The sequence below is a fragment of the Sphingomonas sp. Leaf32 genome, assembly GCF_001421765.1.
Taxonomy (GTDB): domain Bacteria; phylum Pseudomonadota; class Alphaproteobacteria; order Sphingomonadales; family Sphingomonadaceae; genus Sphingomonas.
In genome coordinates, this window is record NZ_LMLA01000001.1 from 879,262 (window position 1) to 900,530 (window position 21,269).

Below are 21,269 nucleotides of genomic sequence, written 5' to 3' on the forward strand. Positions count from 1 at the left end.
CCTCTCCACGCAGCACTCTCCCCCAAAACTTATGCTTTATATTCGAACCACATCGTCGCCAGCGGCGGCAGGGTCAGCACGACCGCGCCATCGGTGGCGGTCACTTCGCCCAGATTGCCGATGCCGCTGCCGCCATAGAGTTGCGCATCGCTGTTCAGCATTTCGCGCCACACGCCGTTCGCCGATACCGGCACCCGGTAGCCCTCGCGGACGACCGGGGTCAGGTTGCTGACGACCAGCACCGGCGGCGCGCCCGGCGCGCGGCGTTCCCACGCGAAGACCGAATTGGCAGCATCGTCGACCACCGCCCAATGGAACCCGTCGCCCTCGCAGTCGCGCGCATGGAGCGCGGGCGTATCGCGGTAGAGGCGGTTCAGGTCGCGAACGAGCGCCGCGACGCCGCGATGCGCGGGGGCATCCATCAACTCCCAGTCGAGCGCGCGTTCCTCCGACCATTCGCGGCGCTGGGCGAACTCCTGCCCCATGAACAGCAGCTTCTTGCCGGGATAGCCCCACATCAGCGCATAATAGGCGCGCAGATTGGCGAATTTTTGCCAGTCGTCGCCCGCCATCTTGGTCAGCAGCGATCCCTTGCCGTGCACCACCTCGTCATGGCTGAGTGGCAGCACGAAATTCTCGCTGAAGGCGTAGGTCAGGCCGAAGGTGATTTCGTCGTGATGGTGCGACCGGTGCACCGGTTCGCGCGCCATATAGGCGAGCGTGTCGTGCATGAAGCCCATGTTCCATTTGAACCCGAAGCCCAGGCCGCCTTCATGCGCGGGCATCGACACGCCGGGCCATGACGTCGATTCCTCGGCAATGGTGAAGAAGCCGGGATGTTCGCGATATACCGCGCGGTTGGTATCGCGCAGAAACGCGACCGCCTCCCAATTCTCGCGACCGCCATCGGCGTTGGGAATCCATTCGCCGGCTTGCCGCGAATAGTCGCGATACAGCATCGATGCGACCGCATCGACGCGCAAGCCGTCGACATGATAGCGCTCTGCCCAGAACAGCGCGTTGTTCACCAGAAACTGCGACACCTCCCGCCGGCCGAAATTATAGATGGCGGTGTTCCAGTCGGGGTGGAAGCCCAAGCGTGGATCTTCATGTTCGTAGAGCGCGGTGCCGTCGAAGCGTGCCAGACCGTGCGCATCGGTCGGAAAATGCGCGGGCACCCAGTCGAGCAGCACGCCGACCCCGGCCTTGTGCGCGCCATCGACGAAGCGGGCGAAGCCGGCCGGATCGCCGAAGCGGGCCGACGGGGCATAGAGACCGGTCGTCTGATAGCCCCAGGACGGGTCGTAGGGATGCTCGCTGACGGGCAGGAACTCGATATGGGTGAAGCCCAGGTCGACGACATAGGGGATCAGCCGGTCCGCCAGCTGGTCCCAGGGGAGGAACCAGCCATCATCGCCCCGCTGCCAGCTGCCGGCATGGACTTCGTAGATCGAGATCGGCACCCGGCGCGGATCGACCGAGGCCCAGTGTTCGCGGTGCGCCGCATCGCGCCAGTCATGGTCGAGCGGCGCGGCGGTGCGCGACGCGGTGGCGGGGCGCAGTTCGCTTTCGAACGCGAAGGGATCGGCCTTGTGCGGCAAGCGCGCGCCGTCCGGACCGATGATCGCGAACTTGTACGCCTGTCCCGGCCCGACATCGGGCAGGAAGATTTCCCACACGCCGACATCGCCGCGCCGCCGCATCGGGTGGCGCTTGGCGTCCCACAGATTCCAGTCACCGACGACGCTGACGACCTGCGCATTGGGTGCCCAGACCGCGAAGTGCATCCCGTCGGCGCCTTCGTGCCGGATCGGATGCGCGCCCAGCTTGTCGTGCAGGCGCAGATGCGTCCCCTCCGCCAGCAGGAAATCGTCGGTGGGGCCGAGGACCGGGCCGAAACTGTACGGGTCCTTCACCCACCATTCGCCACCGCCGCCGCGCGCATAATACCATAAGGGTTGGGGCGGGGCGTCGATCGTCCCCTCGACAATACCGTCGCCGACCGGGCGCAGCTCGCCCAGCACCTTGCCCGACAGGTCGTGCGCCAGCACCTTCTGCGCACCGGGCAGCCACGCGCGGACGAACGTACCCGCCGGGCCGGCATGGGGTCCTAGCAGCGAGAAAGGATCGGCGTGACGACCGCCAAGCAGCGCGGCGATGGCGTCGTCGCCGGGGGTCACATCACCTTCCAGATGTCGCGGGCATATTCGCTGATAGTACGGTCGGACGAGAACCAGCCGACCCCGCCGACATTGCGGATGGCGCTGGCGTTCCAGCCGGCGCGGTCGCTCCAGCGGGCATCCACCTGCCGCTGCGCCTGCGCATAGCTGTCGAAATCGGCGCAGCACAGGAACCAGTCGCTGTTTTCCAGCCCGTCGATCAGCCCGGCATAGCGGCCCGGTTCGTCATGGCTGAACACCCCGCCCTTGATCGCGGACAGCGCCTGTTGCAGCTCGGGTGAGGCGGCGATCACCTCGCGTGGGTCGTAACCATTGGCGCGCTTTTCGGTGACTTCATCGGCGGTCAGGCCGAAGATCACGATGTCGTCGGCCCCGACATGATCGCGGATTTCGACGTTCGCGCCGTCGAGCGTGCCGATGGTCAGTGCGCCGTTCAGCGCCAGCTTCATGTTGCCGGTGCCCGATGCCTCCATTCCCGCCGTGCTGATCTGTTCGGATAGGTCGGCGGCGGGCATGATGAGTTCGGCCAGCGACACGTTGTAGTTGGGCACGAACGCCACGCGCAGCAGCCCGCGCACCGCCGGATCGGCATTGACCCGTCGCGCGACGTCGTTGGCCAGTTTGATGATGAGCTTGGCGTTGTGATAGCTCGACGCCGCCTTACCCGCGAACAGCTTCACGCGGGGTGTCCAGTCCCGGTCGGGATGGCTGCGAATCTGGTCGTAGAGCGCGACCGTTTCGAGGATGTTGAGCAGCTGGCGCTTATATTCGTGGATGCGCTTCACCTGCACGTCGAACATCGCATCGGGATCGAGCCGGACACCCATCACCTCGCGCAGATGCTGCGACAGGCGGACCTTGTTCGCCCGCTTCACCTGCTCGAATTTTTCGCGGAATGCCGCATCGGCGGCGAAGGGCTTGAGGTCGGCCAGCTTCGTCGCATCGTCGAGAAAGCCGTCGCCGATCGCCTCGCGAATCAGCGCGGTCAGCCCCGGATTGCTCTCGAACAGCCAGCGGCGCGGGGTGATGCCGTTGGTCTTGTTGTTGATCCGGTCGGGATAGAGGCGGTGCAGGTCGGCGAACACCGTCTGCTTCATCAGGTCGGTGTGGAGCGCCGCGACGCCGTTGACGCTATGGCTGCCGGTAAACGCCAGGTTCGCCATCCGCACCCGCCGTTCGCCGCCTTCGTCGATCAGGCTGATCGCGGCGATCGCGCCATCGTCCTGCCCCTGCGCCCGTGCCTCGCGCAGCACCTTCGCGTTGATCGCATAGACGATCTGCATGTGGCGCGGCAGCAGCCGTTCGAACAGCGGCAGTGGCCAGCTTTCCAGCGCCTCGGGCAGCAGCGTGTGGTTGGTATAGCCGAACGTCGCCTTGGTGATTTCCCACGCGCCGTCGAAATCGAGCGCATGATCGTCGATCAGGATACGCATCAGTTCGGCAACCGACACCGCCGGATGGGTATCGTTCAGCTGGATCGCCGCCTTGTCCGACAGGGTGCGGATGTCGCCGAAATACTGGACGTGCCGGCGCACGATGTCCTGAATCGATGCCGAGGAGAAGAAATATTCCTGCCGCAGCCGCAATTCCTGACCCGCCGGAGTCGAATCGGCCGGGTAGAGGACGCGGACCAGCGTGTCGGCGCGCACCGACGCCGCCAGCGCGCCTTCGTGGTCGCCGGCATTGAACCGGTCGAGCCGGATCGGATCGCGCGCCCGCGCGGTCCACAGGCGCAGCGTATTGACCCGCGCGCCGCGCCAGCCGATCACCGGCGTATCGACGGCGATCGCCTCGACGCTCTCACCCGGCATCCAGTGGATGTCGCCATTCTCGTCGCCGACGACCTCTCCGCCGAAGCCAATGCGGTAGGCGCTTTCGCGACGTTCGAACTCCCACGGATTGCCGTGGCGCAGCCAGGTTTCGGGCAGTTCCACCTGCCAGCCATTGTCGATCCGCTGGCGGAACATCCCGTTCACATAGCGGATGCCATAGCCATAGGCGGGTAGGTCGAGGCTGGCGAGGCTCTCCATGAAGCACGCCGCCAGCCGGCCGAGGCCACCATTGCCCAGCGCCGCATCCGGCTCCTCGCCCTCCAGATCGGCGAGGTTCACTCCCAGCGACGCCAGCGCCTCGCGCACCTCGTCCGTCCGCGACAGGTTGGCGATCGCATCGCGGAGCAGCCGGCCGATCAGGAATTCGAGGCTGAGATAATAGACCTTCTTGGCACCGGCGGCATGGGCCTGCTTGCTCGACGCCATCCAGCGTTCGATGATGTCGTTGCGCACCGTCAGGATCGTCGCTGCCAGCCAGTCGTGCGGCAGCGCGGCCTGCGCATCCTTGCCGATCCGGTGGACCAGCGTTTCGAGGATCGCTTCGGCGAGCGGCGGCGTGGTCGGGGCAACGGCGGCTAGGGCAGGCTGGGTCACGCAGATTCCTCGAAAGGGAGCGCGAACGACAGTATCGAATGTCGAACGCTTGTCACGCGCAATACGTATGCGCAAACCGGGTCGTTCCGGTGACAGCCAAATCCTTACAATCCATGTCGTCGCGCCCAATCGAGAAACAGTGCGGTCCAGGGTGCCGCCCGACCGTCGCGCAGCACGCCGAAGCCGTGCCCGCCCAGTTCCGGCAAATAGGCTTCGGCCGCGACCTTCGCCCGGCGGAGCGCGCCGAGCAGGGCAAGGCTGTTATCGACCCCTACGATGGCATCGTCGAGCGCGTGGGTCAGGAAGGTGGGCGGACTGGCCCCGGTGATGCGCGCGTCGCTGCGGTATCGCGCGGCCCGTTCCGGTGAGGGGGCTGGGCCGAGGAGTTGCTCCTGCGATGCCCGGTGCGTGCCCGCTACACCCATCAACGCCACCGGGTAGAGCAGTCCGGCGATGCGGACGCCCAAGGGTTGGGCATCGATCGCATCGGTCGCGGGATAGGTCGCATCGCTGCGACAGGCGAGCATCGCCGCCAGATGCCCGCCCGCCGAAAACCCCATGACGCCGATCCGGTCCTTCGCGACCCCGTTCGCCGCCGCTTCGGCGCGAACGATCCGCAGGGCGCGCTGGGCATCCTGCAGCGGCGTATCCGGCCCCGCCGCCCAGCCATCCCCCGGCAGCCGGTATTTCAGCAGATAGACGTGGTAGCCGCGTTCGGCGAAGAAGCGCAGCATGTCGCGGCCGTCATGGCCGATCGCCACCCGGCGATACCCGCCGCCGGGGATCAGCAGCATCGCCGCGCCGTTCGGTCGGGCGGGAATCGCGTGGACGAGTGCGGGCGTACGGACGTGGACGAACGCGGTATCGTCCGCCGGCCCCGTCGCCGACCGTGGTACTTCGCGTTCGACCACATGGACCGCGGCGCTGCCCGGCGGTCCACCGGGCCAGATCGGGCGAAAGCGCAGAGCCTCGGCGGCCCGTGCCGGCAGCGTCGCGGTGATCCCGGTCGCTATGCTCCCGCCGATCAGGGCACGGCGGCCCAACAGATTGGCCGTTCCGGTCGTCATGTTCAGCCCCTCGCCGCGATCCGTCTTGTCGGGGTACAGCATGGCCGGCGAACGATCCGCCGTCGATACCCGTCATCGCTTGACGTGTCGGGGGCGGGGGGCAAGGAGGCTGCAACGGACCGCCGCCATGCGGTCGCTGCGAAGCTTGGGGAGACGTAGAGTGAAATTCTGCCGTTTTGGACACCGGGGCGCCGAGAAGCCGGGCATCGTCGACACCGATGGCCATATCCGCGACCTGTCGGGCGTGGTCGACGACATCACCGTCGATACGATCCGTGACCTTTCCGTCGATGTCGCCAGCCTGCCGGTGGTGGAAGGAACGCCCCGGTACGGCGTGCCGGTAAAGGGCATCGGCAAGATCGTGGCGATCGGCCTTAACTATGCCGACCATGCCGCCGAATCGAACCTGCCGGTGCCAGCCGAACCGATGATGTTCATGAAGGCGCTGTCGTCGCTGACCGGCCCGAACGACGAGGTGATGTTGCCGAAGGGATCGACCCACACCGACTGGGAAGTCGAGCTGGCGGTCGTGATCGGCAAGACTGCCCGCTATGTGTCGAAGGAAGACGCGCTGTCCCACGTCGCGGGCTTCACCATCGCCAACGACGTGTCGGAACGCTTCAACCAGAAGCAGCGCGGGTCGCAATGGTCGAAGGGCAAGGGGCATGACAGTTTCTGCCCGGTCGGCCCGTGGCTGGTGACGCCGGACGAACTGGCCGATCCGCAAAACCTCGACATGTTCCTCGACGTCAACGGCGCGCGGATGCAGACCGGCAACACGCGGACGATGATCTTCGACGTCGCCGAACTTATTTCCTATGTCAGCGAATATATTACCCTGTATCCCGGCGACCTGATGATTACCGGTACGCCGCCGGGCGTGGGCGAGGGCAAGAAGCCGCAGTCGATCTATCTGAAGGCCGGCGACACGATGACGCTCGGCATCGCGGGCCTCGGCGAACAGACGCAGCAAGTCGTCGAATGGCGCCATCTGGGCGACGCCGTTCTCGGGTAAAGGGCAGGGGCGCCGGTCGAGGGATCGGCGCCCTTTCGCTACCCCGGCAGCGCGCCGGTCTGCCGCAGCGCCTCACCCAGCGCCAGCGCGGTGGCGGTCGCGAGGTTCATCGATCGCACCTCCGCCCGGATCGGCAGGCGCAGGCCGACATCGCAGCTATCGGCGACCGGTTGCGGCACGCCCGCACTCTCCTTGCCGAACAGCAATATGTCGTCCGCCTCGAAGCGGAAGTCGTAGGCGGATCGCGTCGCTTTGGTGGTGAACAGTATCAGCCGGGCGCCGGCACGCGCCGCACGGAAGGCGGCGAAGTCGGCATGGCGGGTCACCGATACATGGTCGATATAGTCCATGGCGGTGCGCCGGACGCGACGATCGTCCCATGCGAAGCCCAGCGGCTCGATCAGGTCGACCGCCACGCCCAGACAGGCCCCCAGCCGCAGGACGGCCCCGACATTGCCCGCGATTTCGGGTTCGTAAAGCGCGATACGCATGACGCTGCTTGGCGCGGGTCGCCGCAATGCGCAAGCGGCCCCGTAGCGGGCGGACCTGTTCGTTCAGCTTGTCGGGTATCTGGCGGAGAGGGAGGGATTCGAACCCTCGGTACCCGTAAAGGCACGCCGCATTTCGAGTGCGGTACAATCGACCACTCTGCCACCTCTCCGCAGAGGTTTTCCGCTCATATGCCGTGTTTGACGCGGCACGTTGGTCAGCGAGGGCGGTCGGTTAGCCCAAGGATTCGGGATGTGCAAGCGCATCCTTGCTGCAATCGCACATCGACCCTAGATTATTTCGCATGAAGGCCCTTTCCGCCCCGCTGCTCGACCTCGGCACGCCGTTGCCGCCGATCGCCCATGCCCGCTTTTCGATCGGGGAGGTCGTGCGCCACCGGCTGTTCGACTTTCGCGGGGTCGTGTTCGACATCGACCCGGTGTTTGCGAACAGCGACGAATGGTATGAATCGATCCCCGCCGAGGCCCGTCCGCGCAAGGACCAGCCATTCTACCACCTGCTCGCCGAAAATGCCGAGGCGAGCTATGTCGCCTATGTCAGCCAGCAGAACCTGATCGTCGACGACAGCGAGGAGCCGGTCGACCATCCCGCCATCCGGGGGCTGTTCGACGATTATGCCGACGGACGATACCAGTTGCGCCGCGAGCATCGCCACTAAGCGGCGTCGCCGGTCAGTAGATGTCCCGGCGATAGCGACCACTGCCGAGCATCTCCTCCAGCAGCGATTCGCCGAGGATCGTGGCCAGCGCGGCGTGGACGCCGGGCGCCATGCCCTGCACGCTGCCGCAGACATAGATCGCCGCGCCGGAGTCGACCGCTGTCCGGATGCTCGCGGCATCCGCTGCGACGGCGTCCTGAACATAGCGATGCCCGCCGGGCCGGCGCGACCAGGCGATGCGCTGGTCCGCAAGCACGCCGGTATCGACCAATGCCTGCCGCTCCCCGGCGAGGAAGTCGTCCTGCGCCGGATGCCGTTCGCCCCAATATAGCATGGCCGGACCACCGCCCGATGCCCCTCGATGGCGGAGATGGGCGAGCAGACCCGCAAGGCCGGTGCCGTTGCCGATCAGGATCAGCGGCACGGCATTGTCGGCGGGCGGGTGGAAGGCGGGATTCGAGCGGACCCGCGCCTGCACGATGCCGCCGATCGGCGCGCCGTTGCATAGCCAGCCCGACCCCAGCCCGTCGAAGCCGTCCGCCGCCGTACAGCGGCGTACGATCAGCTCGACCCGGCCGGATGCCGGGATCGACGCGATTGAATATTCGCGGTGGCCGATCGGCTTCAGTGTCGCGACATCGGTTACCCCGGTCGGCAGGATGTGGGTCATCAGTACGGCCCGGTCGAGCGCTTCGGGCAGGCCGGGCGTCGCCAGATAGGCATCGACCCGTCGAACATCCTGTTGCGGCAGGATTTCGACGATGTCGCCCGGCATCCAGTCGGCCGCAGCCGCAACCGGTTCCAGCGTCACCAGCCACGCCTCGCCACCGGAACTGCCGGGGTTGAGCAGGCGGCGCTCGACCAGTCGCCAGTCCTCCATCGCGGCCGGCGCCCAGTCGGGCTGGTCGGTCCGCGCGCCCAGGCCGGCGAGCTGGTGCTGCCACTGGCGCTGGGCATCGGCATCGTTGCCGTCCGCCTCCACCGCGTCGAACAGACGGGTCGCGCCCTGGTCGTGCAGCCAGCGGTCGACCCGGTGACCGAACGCACAGAATTCGGCATATTCGCGGTCGCCCAACGCCATTACCGCATAATCGAGATGCGACAGGTCGGGCGCTTCGCGCTCCATGGTCCGGGCGAAGCCGCGCGCATTGTCGGGCGGCTCGCCCTCGCCATAGGTGCTGGCGACGACGAACAGCCGGGTGGCGCGCGACAGCGTATCGCGGTCGAGCGCGGCTATGGGCAGCGCGGCGGCATCGGGCAGGGCGTCGGCGGTCAGCCGGGCGATGCGTTCGGCCGATCCGGTCTGGCTGGCATAGGCGACGATCGTGGTGGCGTTGTCGGTCGGGGGGCTGACGCCGACGTCGGCGACCACCGCCGCCAATGCCGCCTTGCGCCGTCGACGCGCGAAATACAGCAGGAAGCCGGTGATGGTGAACAGCGGCATCGTCAGGCTGGCCAGCAGCATCGCGATCCGCCCGACCATCCCGAAATAGGCACCGCGATGCAGTTCGAACATGCTGGTCACGATGTCTTCGCCCAGCGGCCGGGTGGCGTAGGGCTGATCGTCGATCACCGCGCCGGTCGTGCCGTCGATGGTCAGTTCGTCGCTGACCCGGTCGTGCCGCGCGTCCGGCAGCTTCGCGCGGAACTGGACCTCGCCATAGTCGCGTACGTTGATCGTGATGCGGTCATAGGTCCGCCCGCCGGTTGCCCGGACGAAACCGTCCCAGGCACGCGGGAGATCGACCGCGACGTCCTTCGGCCCCTTATGCCGCTCGGCCGGCGCTTCGGCGACCAGCAGCGCGCGGACGCCTTGTCGATACCAGTCATACGACCACCACAGGCCGGTGAAGCCGCTGACGAGGTAGAAGACCAACACCCAGCCACCGATGACGGCGTGAAGCATCCGGTAGAGGTTGCGCCCGGTCTTGCGAAAATCGAGCACGAACCAGTTGCGCCAGTCGAGCGGGCGTCTGGGCCAGCGCAGATACAGGCCGGACAGCGCGAAATAGATCAGCGCGATGGCGGAAAAGCCGGTGATCTGTCGACCGATCCCGTTGCCTTCCCCCGGCAGCGCCAGCCAGCGGTGCAGATGCTCCACGACCTCCAGCACTTCCGTCCCGCGCGGTTCGCCGAGCAGGGTTCCGGTATAGGGATCGAGGCGCTCGACCTTGCGCTTTTTGGACGTGCCCGATTGATAGGAAACGGTGGTCATCTCGTCGGGCGTATTCGCCACCGTGACCCGAGAGATCTTCGCTTCGGGACGCTGGCGCATCACCTGCGCGATCAACTGGAGTCCCGACAGGCGTGGCGTTGCCGTGGCGGCCGGATGGTCGCGGTTCAATGCCGCCAGGATCTCCGGTTCGAAGCTCAGCGCCGCGCCGGTGACGCCCATGACCGCCAGCACCAGCCCGGCGGTGATGCCGAGGAACCAGTGGATTTGAAACAGGATGTTCCGGGTCATGTCGTGCGCCCAAAGTAACTTGATATTGATAATGGATCGCGTTAGCGGCGCGACGGTTCAGGGTCAATATTACGCAAGGGAAATGACAATGGGTTGGAACACGCGCCTGCCGCTGATGGCAAGTGTAGCGGGTCTCGCGCTGCTGGCGACACCGGCCCTGGCGCAGACCGCCGATCCGGCGTCGCCCAAGGCCGAAGATGCGTCGGCGGACGCGGAAATCGTCGTCACCGCCGCGCGCACCATCCTGCCGCCCAACGCACTGCCGCTGACCATCGATATCATCGACAAGCAGGCGATCGACCAGCAGATCGCGATTTCCGGCAGTATCACCGATGCGGTCGCGACGCTGACGCCCAGCTTTTCGCCGACGCGCGGCAAATTGTCGGGGGCGGGGGAAACGCTGCGCGGACGCTCGCCGCTCTATGCCATCAACGGCATCCCGCAGACGACGCCGCTGCGCGACGGCAGCCGCGACGGTTTCACCATCGACGGATTCTTCATCGATCGGGTGGAATTGATCTACGGGTCGAACGCCTTGCAGGGCGTCGGCGGCACCGGCGGCATCGTCAACCAGGTGACCGTCGGCGCGCCGCGCGTGGAGGGCGTGAGCGGCCGTGCGCTGGTGCAGGGCACCGCGTCCGACGGGTTCGAAGGCGATGGTTTCGGCGGCAAGGTCGCCGGTCTGGTCCAGTCGAAATCCGGCCGGTTCGATGCGACGATCGGCGCCAGCTTCGAACGGCGCGGCGCGTTCTATGATGCGCGGGACCGGCGGGTCGGCATCAACCTGACGCAAGGGGAGACGCAGGATTCGCGCGCGACCGATTTCTTCGCGCGGCTGGGGATGGAGGTCGGCGCGACCGGGCGGCTGGACCTGATCGCCAACCGGTTCGAATTGCAGGGCGACGGCGATTACCTCGCGACCGCCGGCAATCGCCGGACCGGGATGCCGACCAGTGCGGTGCGGGGGAACCCGCCGGGCAAGCCCGCCGCCAACCGGGCGGAGGCGTTGTCCCTGTCCTATACCGATACCGACCTGCTGGGCGGGAACCTCGTCACGCAGCTGTTCTTCAACCGGACCCACGATACCTTCGGGGGCGAGGTCGCGATCCAGGCGACGTTCCAGGACCCCGCGATCGCTCCGGTCGGCACGTTGTTCGACCAGTCGGAGAATCGTTCGCGCAAGCTGGGGGCGAAGGCCAGCTATGAACGCGCCGTGCCAGGGTTCGAGGCGCTGGTCGCGACGATCGGCTTCGACGCGTTGTTCGACAAGACCGAACAGCGGCTGATCGCGACCAATCGCGTCTGGGTTCCGCCCGCCGATTTCCGCAGCCTCGCGCCGTTCGTCCAGGGCAATCTGAAGCTCGCGGACGGGCTGGTGCGCGTGGCGGGCGGTGCACGGTGGGAGAATGTGCAGGTCCGCATCGACGATTTCCGCACGCTGGCGTCGACCACCTATAACGGACGGAACCCGGCGACCTTCGGTGGCGTGGCGGTGACCGGTGGCAAGCCGAAGTTCAGCGACGTGCTGTTCAACGGCGGCGTGATCGTCGAACCGCTGACCGGGGTGCGGGCCTATGCCAGCTACGCGCAGGGCTTCACCATGGCCGATGTCGGGCGCATCACCCGCGCCATCGCTACCCCGGGCGTGCGGCTGGACAGCTTCCTCGACATCCAGCCGGTCGTGTCGAACAACCGCGAGGTCGGCATCGAGGCGAAGCGCGGTCCGCTGGACGCAAGCGCGACCTATTTCTGGTCGTCGAGCGACCGGGGGCAATTGCTGGTCGCACAGGGCAACGGCATTTTCGAGGTGCAGCGCCAGCGGGTCGAGATCGAGGGGCTGGAGGTGAACCTGGCGGTGCGCACCCCGGTGCCGGGGCTGCGCGTGTCGACCGGCTATGCCCACATCCTCGGCCGCTACGACAGCGACCGCACCCCGGCGGACGGCGTGGTCGATACCGATCTCGACGGGACCAACATCTCACCCGATCGGCTGAACCTCGCCGCCGATCTGGCGACCGGGCCGATCACCGCCAGGGTGCAGACGCAATATTATCTCTCGCGCAATTTCCGGGGGAAGGCGAACCCCAGCCCGGACAATAATTTCGGCGGCTATGACGTGACCGACGCGTCGGTTCGGTATCAGACGAAATTCGGCGGGCTGTCGCTCAGCGCACAGAATATCTTCGATCGCTTCTATATCGACTATAGCAGCGACACCCGCCTGCCGAACGACAATTTCGCGTTCTTCGCCGGTCGCGGACGGACCTTCACCCTCGGTTGGGACATGCGGTTCTGAGTCGGGCTGGACAGCAAGGCGGGGTGGCGGCTAGTCGCCACCCATGCCTGTCACTGCCACCATCATGAATTCGACCACCGGCCAGCCGATCCAGAAGATGACCTTCGGCCGGATGCCGAAGCCCTGGGCCTCGTTCAATCTCGAAACCGGCGAACTGGTCACGGCGGACCGGGTGGATGTTGGGAAGCCTGCGCCGGGCAAGGTGGTGGTGCCGGTTTCGGTATGGGTCACGCCCAGGAAATAAACCCCCTCCCGGCGGGAGCCGGAAGGGGGCGAAACGCTTAGTCGCAGACGCGGCGGCCGCCCCGGATCACGTAGTGGCAGGGGCCACGATAATCGACGCCCATTGCCGCGGCTTCGCGCGACCAGCCGGGAACGACGCGTTCCCCGCGATAGCCGTAGCGGTCGCGACGTGCGTCCCAGCGCCGGCGCTCATCCCAGCGGCGACGGTCGTCATAACCGCGCCGGCCGTCATAACCGCGCCGGTCATTCCACGCGCGACGATCGTCCCGGTGACGACGGTCGTTCCAGCGTCGATCGTCCCAGCGTCGATCGTCGTGATGCGCCCGTGGGCCATGGTCGCGGTATCCGTGACGGCCGGGCTGTGCGTCGGCAACGGCGGGAACGGCGGTCAGTCCGGCCAGGGTCAGACCGATACCGGCGAAAATGCTCATCAACTGCTTCATGTTCGCTTCCTCTCTGCCGCTGTCCTGCAAGGATTCGTGTGAACCCCCGCTGGACAGGATTGACAGCAGTTGGAAAGACTTCGTGCGCGTCGATGGTTCCCGATTCGGGCAGGGGGTCAGTAAGCGGGCTGCCACATCTGCGCCGCGATCGTGTCGCGGTCGATCGCCACGTCGGGGGCGGCGACTCCGTCGGCCACCGCCTGCGCGGCGACCACGACGGCGATGTCGAGCGCCACGTCGCGCAGCCGTTCGATCGGGGGCAGCAGCGTCGCATCGCCCCCCATCGCGCCCAGCGCGCGGGCGGCGGCCATGAACATCGTGTCGGTGATCGTCCGCGCCTGCGCCGCCAACGCGCCAAGGCCAACGCCGGGAAAGATATAGACGTTGTTGACCTGGGTGACGTCCGCAATGCCGAACGGGCTGCCAGTACCGATCACCGCACGCCCGGCGCTCCAGCGGGCGAGGTCGAGCGGATGCGCCTCCGCGCGCGACACCGGATTGGACAGCGGAAAGATCACCGGTCGGTCGACCGACTGGGCCATGGTGCGGACCACCGCCTCGCCGAACGCGCCATGCTGTCCCGATGCGCCGATCAGGACGGTGGGGCGGACGTTGGCGACGGTGTCGAACAGGTCGATCCCGCCGTGCGACGTGCGGGTCCAGTCCTGCACCTCTGCGGAATCGCGGGCATAGGCACGCTGTCCGGTCGACAGTTCGCCCATATCGGACAGGATCAGCCCGTCGCGATCGACCGCCCAGATACGCGCCCGCGCCTGATCGGCGGTCAGGCCGTCGGCCTGTAATGCCTGCACCAGCATGTCCGCGATGCCGCACCCGGCGGCACCGGCACCGAATAGCAGGATACGCTGATCGGCCAGCGGCGCGCCGGTCCGCCCGATGGCGGAAAGCAGCGTGCCCACCGCCGTCGCGGCGGTACCCTGAATATCGTCGTTGAAACTCAGCAGCCGGTCGCGATACCGATCCAGCAGCTTGTAGGCGTTGTGACCGGCGAAATCCTCCCATTGCAGCAGCACGCCGGGGAAGCGCTGCGCGACCGCGCCGACGAAATCCTCGACAAAGGCGTCATATTCGGGGCCGCGAATGCGTGGGTGGCGCCAGCCGACATAGAGCGGGTCCTCGCGCCGGGCGGCGTTGTCGGTCCCGACGTCGAGCAGGATCGGCAGCACCTCGGACGGGTGGATGCCGGCGCAGGCGGTGTAGAGCGCCAGCTTGCCGATCGGAATACCCATGCCGCCGGCGCCCTGATCGCCCAAGCCCAGAATGCGCTCGCCGTCGCTGACGACGATCACCTTCACCCGGTCGAGCGCAGGATCACCGAGCATTTCGGCGATGCGATGTCGGTTGGGCCACGACAGAAACAGCCCGCGCGGCCGCCGCCAGATTTCGCTGAACCGCTCGCACCCTTCGCCCACGGTCGGGGTATAGACCAGCGGCAACATGGCGGGCAGGTCGCGCTGGACCATCGCGTGGAAGAGGATTTCGTTCGAATCCTGAAGCTCGCGCAGGAAGGAATAGCGGTGGAAATCATCGGGCATCCGGGCGAGCGCGCGCTGCCGGCGTTCGATCTGGCTGTCGAGCGTCCCGACATGCGGCGGCAGCAACCCGTGCAGCCCCCATTGGTCGCGCTCCGCTTCGGTAAAGGCCGTGCCCTTGTTGGTCAGCGGATCGGCAAGCAGCGCGCGGGCGGCGGCATGGGCAGCGGGAGACATGGTCTGGCCCTTCGGTCTTGTAATAAAAGAAACGCCCCGGCGGTCTCCGCCGGGGCGTGAGTTTGCTCAAGGAACTAGAAGCGGAAGCTGATCCAGCCCGCGAGGAAGTCCGAGCTTTTGTAATTCGCATCGGTCAGTGCCGGACCGGCGATGAGATGCTCGTAGCGTGCCGTCAGGCTGACGCGCGGGCTGACCGCATAGATCGCCTGCAACCGGATCGTGTCGGCGATCTTGCGCGCATTGCCCAGTTGCGTGCCGGCGAACGCCTGCCCGTTGGCGCGGTACACCGCGTCGTTCAGGCTGTCGCGCCACGACAGCTGATATTCGGTCGCGATGCGCAGCTTCGGCGTCGGCTGGAACTGGGCGCTTGGCGCGAAGGCGATCAGGTTGGTCGGCGTCGCGTACAACTGATAGCTGTAGTAGATGTTGTTGCCGAACGGGGCGAGCGAGGTCTTCAGCGTACCGTTGCCATAGGCCCCGCCGCCGCTGGCATAGTCAAAGTGGAAGCCGACGCGCGGCGCGGTCTTCGACTTGCCGACCTTGTAGGTCTGTTGCAGCAGGACCAGCCAAGCCGAGATCGGGCGGTTGTCGAACTCGCCACCCTGATAGTTGACGGTCCAGTCGAGATTGACCGGGCCGGTATCGCCGTAAAGGTGCAGGCCGTAGAACTTGCGGACTTCTTCGGTCGTGCGCGTGCCCCAGGTCGCATTGCTGTTGCGCAGCCGCCAGAAGAAGGGGTCAAAATAGAGGTTCGATCCGCCCAGCAGCGTCTTGGGCAGGACGAAGCCGGCGGTCCCGCCCGAGAAACGACGATTGTCGTCGACGATGTCGTCGCCGGTGCCGCCGACGCCCAGCCGCGTCGTCTTGAAATCGAACACGTCGCCGCGGATCTTGTCGCCCTTGGCCCAGGCACGCACGCCGTTGTAAACGAAGAAGATCGTGTTGTTGTCGCGCGGCACGGTCATCAGGTTCGGGCCGTCGGCAAAGGTCTGCCGCCCATAGCGCACGCCGAGATCGACGCCGGCGACCGTGCCGGTCACGTCGACGAAGCTCTGCTGCACGACAAGGTCGTTGTGCAGCTGTCCCGCCTTCACGCCCAGATTGCGGCCCGACATGCCGGCATGGGCCAGTTCGCCATACAAACGGACATGGTCGCCCAGATGCAGGTCGGCACCGCCGACGATCCGGTTGATGTCCTGCCGCTGTGCCTCACGGTCGCGCAGGTTCGGGTTGGTGGTCAGGTTGACCCGGTAGCGGAACTCGCCCGACAGCGTCAGATAGACGTCGTCGCCAGCGATCGGGATATACTTCAGCCGGTCGAGCACATCGTCGCGTTTCTTGGGATCGCGATATTTGGTCCAGTCCTCGGCCCAGCGCGACTGGTTGTAGCCGCCGGCGGTGATGCCGTCGCCCACGCCGGCGGTCGGATATTCCTGCGCGGCGGGGCGGGCATTGCCGCGATCGGCGACTTGCGTCGTGGCCGGGGCGGCGGGTTCCGTGGCCCAGGCGGCGGCGGGGGCAGTCAGGGCGGTGGCGGCGCACAGCCGCAGCAGCGTCTTCATCTCGGCATACCTTTGTTCGCCCCGGTGGGCGATAACGTCGATGCCGGCCCGGGTTCGACCGGGCCGGCAGATGGGAATTACTCGGCGGCGACAGCGCCTTCGGGCATCTGATCGACGCGCACGCTGCGACCGGCCAGAGCCTCGTCGAACTGGTGCTTGTCGAGCTTGCCTTCCCATTTTGCGACGACAACGGTTGCTACCGCGTTACCGATGAAGTTCGTGAGGCTGCGGCACTCGCTCATGAACCGGTCGACGCCGAGGATCAGCGCCATGCCCGCGACCGGGACCGAGGGTACGATCGACAACGTGGCGGCCAGCGTGATGAAGCCCGCACCGGTAACGCCCGCTGCCCCCTTCGACGACAGCATCGCGACGGCGAGCAGCAGGATCTGCTGGCTGAGCGTCAGTTCCACGTTGCACGCCTGGGCGATGAACAGCGCGGCCATGGTCATGTAGATGTTGGTGCCGTCGAGGTTGAACGAATAGCCGGTCGGCACGACCAGGCCGACGATCGACTTCGGAATGCCGGCGCGCTCCATCTTTTCGATCAGCGAGGGCAGGGCGCTTTCCGACGAGGACGTGCCCAGCACCAGCAGCAATTCGGCCTTCAGGTACGAGATCAGCTTGAAGATCGAGAAGCCGCAGAAATGCGCGACCGCCCCCAGCACCACCGTCACGAACAGGAAGGCGGTGAGGTAGAAGGTGCCGACCAGCGCGGCGAGGCTGAACAGCGTGCCGATGCCGTATTTGCCAATGGTGAACGCCATCGCACCGAACGCACCGATCGGCGCCGCCTTCATGACGATCGCGACGACCTTGAAGAAGGCGATCGAGATGTCGTTCAGCGCATCGAGCACGCGCTCGCCCTTGTCGCCGATCATGGCGAGGCCGATGCCGAACAGGATCGCGACGAACAGCGTCTGGAGGATGTTGCCCTCGGTCAGCGCCGACAGGAAGGTGTCGGGGATGATCCCGGTCAGGAAGCCGGTGATCGTCGTGTCATGCGCCTTGGCGGCATATTCGGTAACCTTCGACGTATCGAGCGTCGCGGGATCGATGTTCAGCCCCGCGCCCGGCTGGATGACGTTGCCGACAATCATGCCGATGATGAGCGCGAGGGTCGAGAAGGTGAGGAAATAGGCGAACGCCTTGCCCGCGACACGACCGACGCTGGCGAGGTCGCGCATCCCGGCGATACCGGTGACGATCGTCAGGAAGATGACCGGCGCGATGATCATCTTCACCAGCTTGATGAAGGCATCGCCGATCGGCTTCAGCGCTTCGCCGGTCGACGGGTAGAAGTGGCCGAGCAGGACACCCGCGATGATCGCGATCAGGACCTGGGCATAGAGATGCCGGTACCAGGGCTTTGCGGCCGGGGGTACGGGCGGGTGGGCGGTGTCGGTGGCAAGGATCATGCGGCGACCTTTCATCCTCTGTTAGCGCCCGGTCCTGCTCTTGGCGGCGGTCGGCGCGACAGGAACGGTTTACCCCGCTGCAACCCGACTTGTCCTAAACGCATTCGTATTATCTATCCTACTGATAAGTAATGATAAAATATCGAAGGGTCTTGTGAGTTGGCCAGATTTTCGCCAGCTTTCGCGGCAAAGGTGCAAATAGTTGCACATGGTCGTTGACCCATTTACACCGCATGGATGCGAAATGCCGGGCGGACATGGTGGATCGGGTGGATCCTGGGCGGGCTGCTGCTCAGCGTTGCCGCAGCCGCGCTGGTCGGGCAGCTGGTTGAGCGTCGTGCGCAGGCCGAGTCGCTCGCCAAGATCGAGAGCGATGCACGGTTGCGGCAGGTGCTGCTGACCAGCGAGATCGCCCGCTTTCGTTTGTTGCCCCTGGCGCTGGCCGACGACCGCGACGTGGCTGCGGCGGTACGCGGCGGCGACGTCGCGCGGCGCGCGCTCGATCGCAAGCTGACTGCCCTCGCCAGATCGACCTCAGCCAGTGTCATCTACGTCGTCGGGCGCGACGGTCTGGCGATCGCGGCGAGCAACTGGGCGGAACCGCAGAGCTTCGTCGGCAAGAGCTACGCGTTCCGGCGCTATTACCGGGATGCGGTGCGAACCGGTGCGGGCACGCAGTTCGCCCTCGGCACGGTCAGCCATCGTCCCGGGCTCTATCTCAGCCGCCGTACGCCGGAGGGCGGCGTGGTCGTCGTGAAGCTCGAATTCGACCGGATCGAGAGCGAATGGCGTGCGGCGGGCGGACTGACCTTCGTCACCGATGCGGCCGGCGTCGTCCTGATTTCGAGCGATACGCGCTGGCGGTTTGCGACCACCAGGCGGATCGATCCGTCGGTCGCGGCCGCCGTCCGCGCGGACAGTGGCGCGGCGGTGCTGCGATCACCGCCCTTCGCCATTCTCGGCGACGCGCTGCGTCTCAACGGGCAGCGCAGCACGCTGCAACATGCGGTGACGGCGCCGGGGGACGAGGGGTGGCAGGTCCATCTGGCGATGCCATTGCCGCCGACGATCGGCAGCGCCGTCCGGACGAGTGCGCTGGCGGCGGCGGCGGTCATGCTGGCGATGGTCGGCGCGCTCTGGGGCCTGTCGGAACGGTCGCGTCGTCGGGCGCTGCGCACCGTGGAGCTGGAAGCGGCGGTCGCCGACCGGACCCGCGAACTGCGTGACGAAATCGAGGAGCGGATCGCCGCCGAAGCCCGCGCCGCTGAATTGCGCGAGGGGTTGCGACAGGCCAACCGGCTCGCCGCGCTGGGGCAGATCACCGCCAGCGTGGCGCATGAAACCGCCCGGCCGGTGGCCGCGATCCGCAACTATGTCGCGGCCGCGCGCCAGTTGCTGACGCGTGGCGATACGGCGGCGGTCGACGATAATCTGGGCGCGATCGCCCGGCTGACCGACCGGATCGGACTGGTGACCGCCGAACTGCGCGGCTTTGCGCGAAAAGGCAGTGGCACCATCGGGCCGATCCGCCTGGCCGATGTGATCGATGGCGCGCGGCTGATCCTGAAGGAACGGCTGTCCGACGTCTCCTTCGTGGTGCCGCCGATCCCCGACGACCTGATCGTCGTCGCCGGGCGGGTCCGGTTGGAACAGGTGCTGGTCAACCTGTTGCAGAACGCGATCGAGGCGCTGGGCACGACGCCCGATCCGCGCATCGCCATCGAGCTGGGGATCGAGCCGCAGACCATATCGCTGATCGTCGCCGATAACGGACCGGGCATCGATCCGACGGTGGCCGAGCGGATGTTCACCCCCTTCGTCACCAGTCGCGCGACCGGGCTGGGGCTGGGGCTGGTGATCGCGCAGGACATCATGACCGATCTGGGCGGCACGTTGCGGCTGTTGCCCGCCGAACAGGGGGCGCGGTTCGAAGTTACGCTGCGCCGCGTGCCATGAGCGGGGCGGGGATCGGCCGGGTCGCGCTGGTCGAGGATGACGAGGATCTGCGCGTATCGACGGCGCAGTTGCTGACGCTGGCCGGGTTCGATGTCGTCGCCTTTCCGGCCGCCCCGCCCGCCTTGCTGGCGATCGATGCCGATTTCGACGGGATCGTCGTCACCGACGTGCGGATGCCGCACATGTCGGGGATCGAGCTGTTCCGGACCCTGCGCGAACGCGATCCGACGCTGCCGGTCGTGCTGGTGACCGGCCATGCCGATGTCGAGACCGCCGTGGATGCGATCAAGGGCGGTGCATGGGACTTCCTGTCCAAGCCGTTCGATCCCGACGCCCTGATCGCCGCCGCCACCCGCGCGATGGCGGCCCGGTCGCTGGCGCTCGACAACCGGCGACTGCGGGCGGAGGCGGCGAGCGGCGAGGAGACGGCGCTGGTCGGACGAACGCCGGCGATCGCGCGGCTGCGCGAGATGATCCCCGTCCTCGCCGATGCCGACATCGACCTGCTGATCGAGGGGGAGACGGGGACCGGCAAGGAACTGCTCGCCCGCGCGATCCACCGTGCCGGACGACGGGCGCGGCATCGCTTCGTCACCATCGCCTGCGCCGCGCTGCCGGGGCCGGCGATCGAGGACGAGCTGTTCGCGACGGTCGGCGATCGCGGCATCGTCGGCGCGCAACGCGGGACGTTGTTCCTCGACGACATCGACCAGGCGTCGCGCGGGCTGCAGGGGCGGCTGACGCAGGTGATCGAGGATCGCGCGATCCGCGGCCCGCGCGACGTCGTGCCGGTCGACGTCCGCGTCATCGCCACTGCGGCGGAAGAGGCGCAGCGCGGCACCGACGCCATCGCGCCGGCGTTGCTGTATCGGCTGGCCGCCGTCCGGCTGCGCATCCCGCCGCTGCGCGAACGCCGCGACGATGTGCCGCTACTGTTCGCCCATCTGGTCGACCTGTCGGCGAAGCGGCTGCGGCGCGACGTGCCGGCGTTGACGCACGCCGCCCGCGACCTGCTGGCGCGGCACGACTGGCCGGGCAATGTCCGCGAGCTGGCGCATTTCGCCGACCGGTTCGTGCTGGGGCTGGAGGGAACGGGTGCGGGGGAGGGCGGCACCGATGCGACCCGCCCGCTGCCCGAACGGATCGCCGCGTTCGAGCGAGAGGCGATCCTGTCGGCGATCGCCGCGACCGGCGGAGAGATCGGCGCAGCGATCGAACGCCTCGGTATCCCGCGCAAGACGTTCTACTACAAGGTTCAGCGGCTGGGGATCGATCTGAAAAGCCTGCGCGGCCAGTAATCC

The 21,269-nt window shown here is 66.9% G+C and carries 15 protein-coding genes and 1 tRNA gene; 6 read left to right on the forward strand and 10 right to left on the reverse strand.

What is annotated here, in order from left to right; all coding sequences use genetic code 11:
• Nucleotides 1–29: 29 nt before the first annotated feature.
• The 3 genes from glgB to ASE83_RS04230 all read right to left on the reverse strand — a co-directional run bounded on the left by glgB (nt 30) and on the right by ASE83_RS04230 (nt 5,673).
• Nucleotides 30–2,180, reverse strand: a complete 2,151-nt coding sequence (glgB, locus tag ASE83_RS04220) for a 1,4-alpha-glucan branching protein GlgB (protein WP_055784089.1) — start codon at nt 2,178–2,180, stop codon at nt 30–32.
• Complete coding sequence (locus tag ASE83_RS04225) at nt 2,177–4,606, reverse strand: glycogen/starch/alpha-glucan phosphorylase (protein ID WP_055784091.1); 2,430 nt, start codon at nt 4,604–4,606, stop codon at nt 2,177–2,179. Before ASE83_RS04225 ends, glgB begins: the two co-directional genes overlap by 4 nt.
• Nucleotides 4,607–4,710: 104 nt before the next feature.
• The gene (locus ASE83_RS04230; RefSeq protein WP_055784507.1) at nt 4,711–5,673 is read right to left on the reverse strand and encodes an alpha/beta hydrolase; all 963 of its coding nucleotides are present in this window, start codon (nt 5,671–5,673) and stop codon (nt 4,711–4,713) included.
• 160 nt (nt 5,674–5,833) lie between these two features.
• Between ASE83_RS04230 and ASE83_RS04235 the strand changes: the two genes are divergently transcribed.
• Nucleotides 5,834–6,688 carry a fumarylacetoacetate hydrolase family protein gene (locus tag ASE83_RS04235; RefSeq protein ID WP_055784093.1) on the forward strand — a complete coding sequence of 285 codons (855 nt, stop codon included), beginning with the start codon at nt 5,834–5,836 and terminating at the stop codon, nt 6,686–6,688.
• Nucleotides 6,689–6,726: 38 nt separating this feature from the next.
• On the opposite strand, the gene ASE83_RS04240 is transcribed toward ASE83_RS04235, so the two are convergent.
• Both ASE83_RS04240 and ASE83_RS04245 read right to left on the reverse strand, forming a co-directional pair.
• Entirely contained in the window at nt 6,727–7,179 is a 453-nt protein-coding gene (locus ASE83_RS04240) for a tRNA (cytidine(34)-2'-O)-methyltransferase (protein ID WP_055784094.1), read from the reverse strand.
• Between the two features lie 80 nt (nt 7,180–7,259).
• A tRNA-Ser gene (locus tag ASE83_RS04245) sits at nt 7,260–7,349 on the reverse strand.
• Nucleotides 7,350–7,481: 132 nt separating this feature from the next.
• Between ASE83_RS04245 and hspQ the strand changes: the two genes are divergently transcribed.
• Nucleotides 7,482–7,856: a heat shock protein HspQ gene (gene hspQ, locus ASE83_RS04250; RefSeq protein WP_055784096.1), complete on the forward strand. Its 375-nt coding sequence runs from the start codon at nt 7,482–7,484 to the stop codon at nt 7,854–7,856.
• Nucleotides 7,857–7,869: 13 nt separating this feature from the next.
• Here the strand turns inward: hspQ and ASE83_RS04255 are convergent, their stop codons facing one another.
• Nucleotides 7,870–10,320, reverse strand: a complete 2,451-nt coding sequence (locus ASE83_RS04255) for a PepSY domain-containing protein (protein WP_055784098.1) — start codon at nt 10,318–10,320, stop codon at nt 7,870–7,872.
• Between the two features lie 88 nt (nt 10,321–10,408).
• On the opposite strand from ASE83_RS04255, the gene ASE83_RS04260 reads away from it, so the two are divergent.
• Together ASE83_RS04260 and ASE83_RS04265 are read left to right on the forward strand one after the other, a co-directional pair.
• Nucleotides 10,409–12,616, forward strand: coding sequence for a TonB-dependent receptor (locus ASE83_RS04260; protein WP_055784100.1), 2,208 nt, complete (start codon nt 10,409–10,411; stop codon nt 12,614–12,616).
• 43 nt (nt 12,617–12,659) lie between these two features.
• Nucleotides 12,660–12,860: a hypothetical protein gene (locus ASE83_RS04265; RefSeq protein WP_082443060.1), complete on the forward strand. Its 201-nt coding sequence runs from the start codon at nt 12,660–12,662 to the stop codon at nt 12,858–12,860.
• A gap of 37 nt (nt 12,861–12,897) precedes the next feature.
• Here the strand turns inward: ASE83_RS04265 and ASE83_RS18755 are convergent, their stop codons facing one another.
• The 4 genes from ASE83_RS18755 to ASE83_RS04285 all read right to left on the reverse strand — a co-directional run bounded on the left by ASE83_RS18755 (nt 12,898) and on the right by ASE83_RS04285 (nt 18,012).
• Entirely contained in the window at nt 12,898–13,302 is a 405-nt protein-coding gene (locus tag ASE83_RS18755; RefSeq protein WP_055784103.1) for a hypothetical protein, read from the reverse strand.
• 116 nt (nt 13,303–13,418) lie between these two features.
• Entirely contained in the window at nt 13,419–15,032 is a 1,614-nt protein-coding gene (locus tag ASE83_RS04275; RefSeq protein ID WP_082443061.1) for an NAD-dependent malic enzyme, read from the reverse strand.
• 74 nt (nt 15,033–15,106) lie between these two features.
• On the reverse strand, nt 15,107–16,594 hold the full coding sequence (locus ASE83_RS04280) for an alginate export family protein (RefSeq protein ID WP_055784107.1): 1,488 nt from the start codon (nt 16,592–16,594) through the stop codon (nt 15,107–15,109).
• Between the two features lie 77 nt (nt 16,595–16,671).
• Nucleotides 16,672–18,012, reverse strand: a complete 1,341-nt coding sequence (locus ASE83_RS04285; RefSeq protein ID WP_055784109.1) for a dicarboxylate/amino acid:cation symporter — start codon at nt 18,010–18,012, stop codon at nt 16,672–16,674.
• 237 nt (nt 18,013–18,249) lie between these two features.
• On the opposite strand from ASE83_RS04285, the gene ASE83_RS04290 reads away from it, so the two are divergent.
• Both ASE83_RS04290 and ASE83_RS04295 read left to right on the forward strand, forming a co-directional pair.
• Nucleotides 18,250–19,968, forward strand: a complete 1,719-nt coding sequence (locus ASE83_RS04290; protein ID WP_055934290.1) for a sensor histidine kinase — start codon at nt 18,250–18,252, stop codon at nt 19,966–19,968.
• A complete protein-coding gene (locus ASE83_RS04295) occupies nt 19,965–21,266 on the forward strand; it encodes a sigma-54-dependent transcriptional regulator (RefSeq protein ID WP_055784113.1) in 1,302 nt (433 codons plus the stop codon). The genes ASE83_RS04290 and ASE83_RS04295 overlap by 4 nt, the downstream gene beginning before the upstream one ends.
• The last annotated feature ends 3 nt before the right edge of the window (nt 21,267–21,269 follow it).

Coding starts and splice junctions, on each gene's coding strand:
- ASE83_RS04230 (WP_055784507.1), bottom strand. CDS start 5,673: ATGACGACCGGAACGGCCAATCTGTTGGGCCGCCGTGCCCTGATCGGC.
- ASE83_RS04240 (WP_055784094.1), bottom strand. CDS start 7,179: ATGCGTATCGCGCTTTACGAACCCGAAATCGCGGGCAATGTCGGGGCC.
- hspQ (WP_055784096.1), top strand. CDS start 7,482: ATGAAGGCCCTTTCCGCCCCGCTGCTCGACCTCGGCACGCCGTTGCCG.
- ASE83_RS04255 (WP_055784098.1), bottom strand. CDS start 10,320: ATGACCCGGAACATCCTGTTTCAAATCCACTGGTTCCTCGGCATCACC.
- ASE83_RS04260 (WP_055784100.1), top strand. CDS start 10,409: ATGGGTTGGAACACGCGCCTGCCGCTGATGGCAAGTGTAGCGGGTCTC.
- ASE83_RS04265 (WP_082443060.1), top strand. CDS start 12,660: ATGCCTGTCACTGCCACCATCATGAATTCGACCACCGGCCAGCCGATC.
- ASE83_RS18755 (WP_055784103.1), bottom strand. CDS start 13,302: ATGAAGCAGTTGATGAGCATTTTCGCCGGTATCGGTCTGACCCTGGCC.
- ASE83_RS04275 (WP_082443061.1), bottom strand. CDS start 15,032: ATGTCTCCCGCTGCCCATGCCGCCGCCCGCGCGCTGCTTGCCGATCCG.
- ASE83_RS04280 (WP_055784107.1), bottom strand. CDS start 16,594: ATGAAGACGCTGCTGCGGCTGTGCGCCGCCACCGCCCTGACTGCCCCC.
- ASE83_RS04285 (WP_055784109.1), bottom strand. CDS start 18,012: ATGATCCTTGCCACCGACACCGCCCACCCGCCCGTACCCCCGGCCGCA.
- ASE83_RS04290 (WP_055934290.1), top strand. CDS start 18,250: ATGCGAAATGCCGGGCGGACATGGTGGATCGGGTGGATCCTGGGCGGG.
- ASE83_RS04295 (WP_055784113.1), top strand. CDS start 19,965: ATGAGCGGGGCGGGGATCGGCCGGGTCGCGCTGGTCGAGGATGACGAG.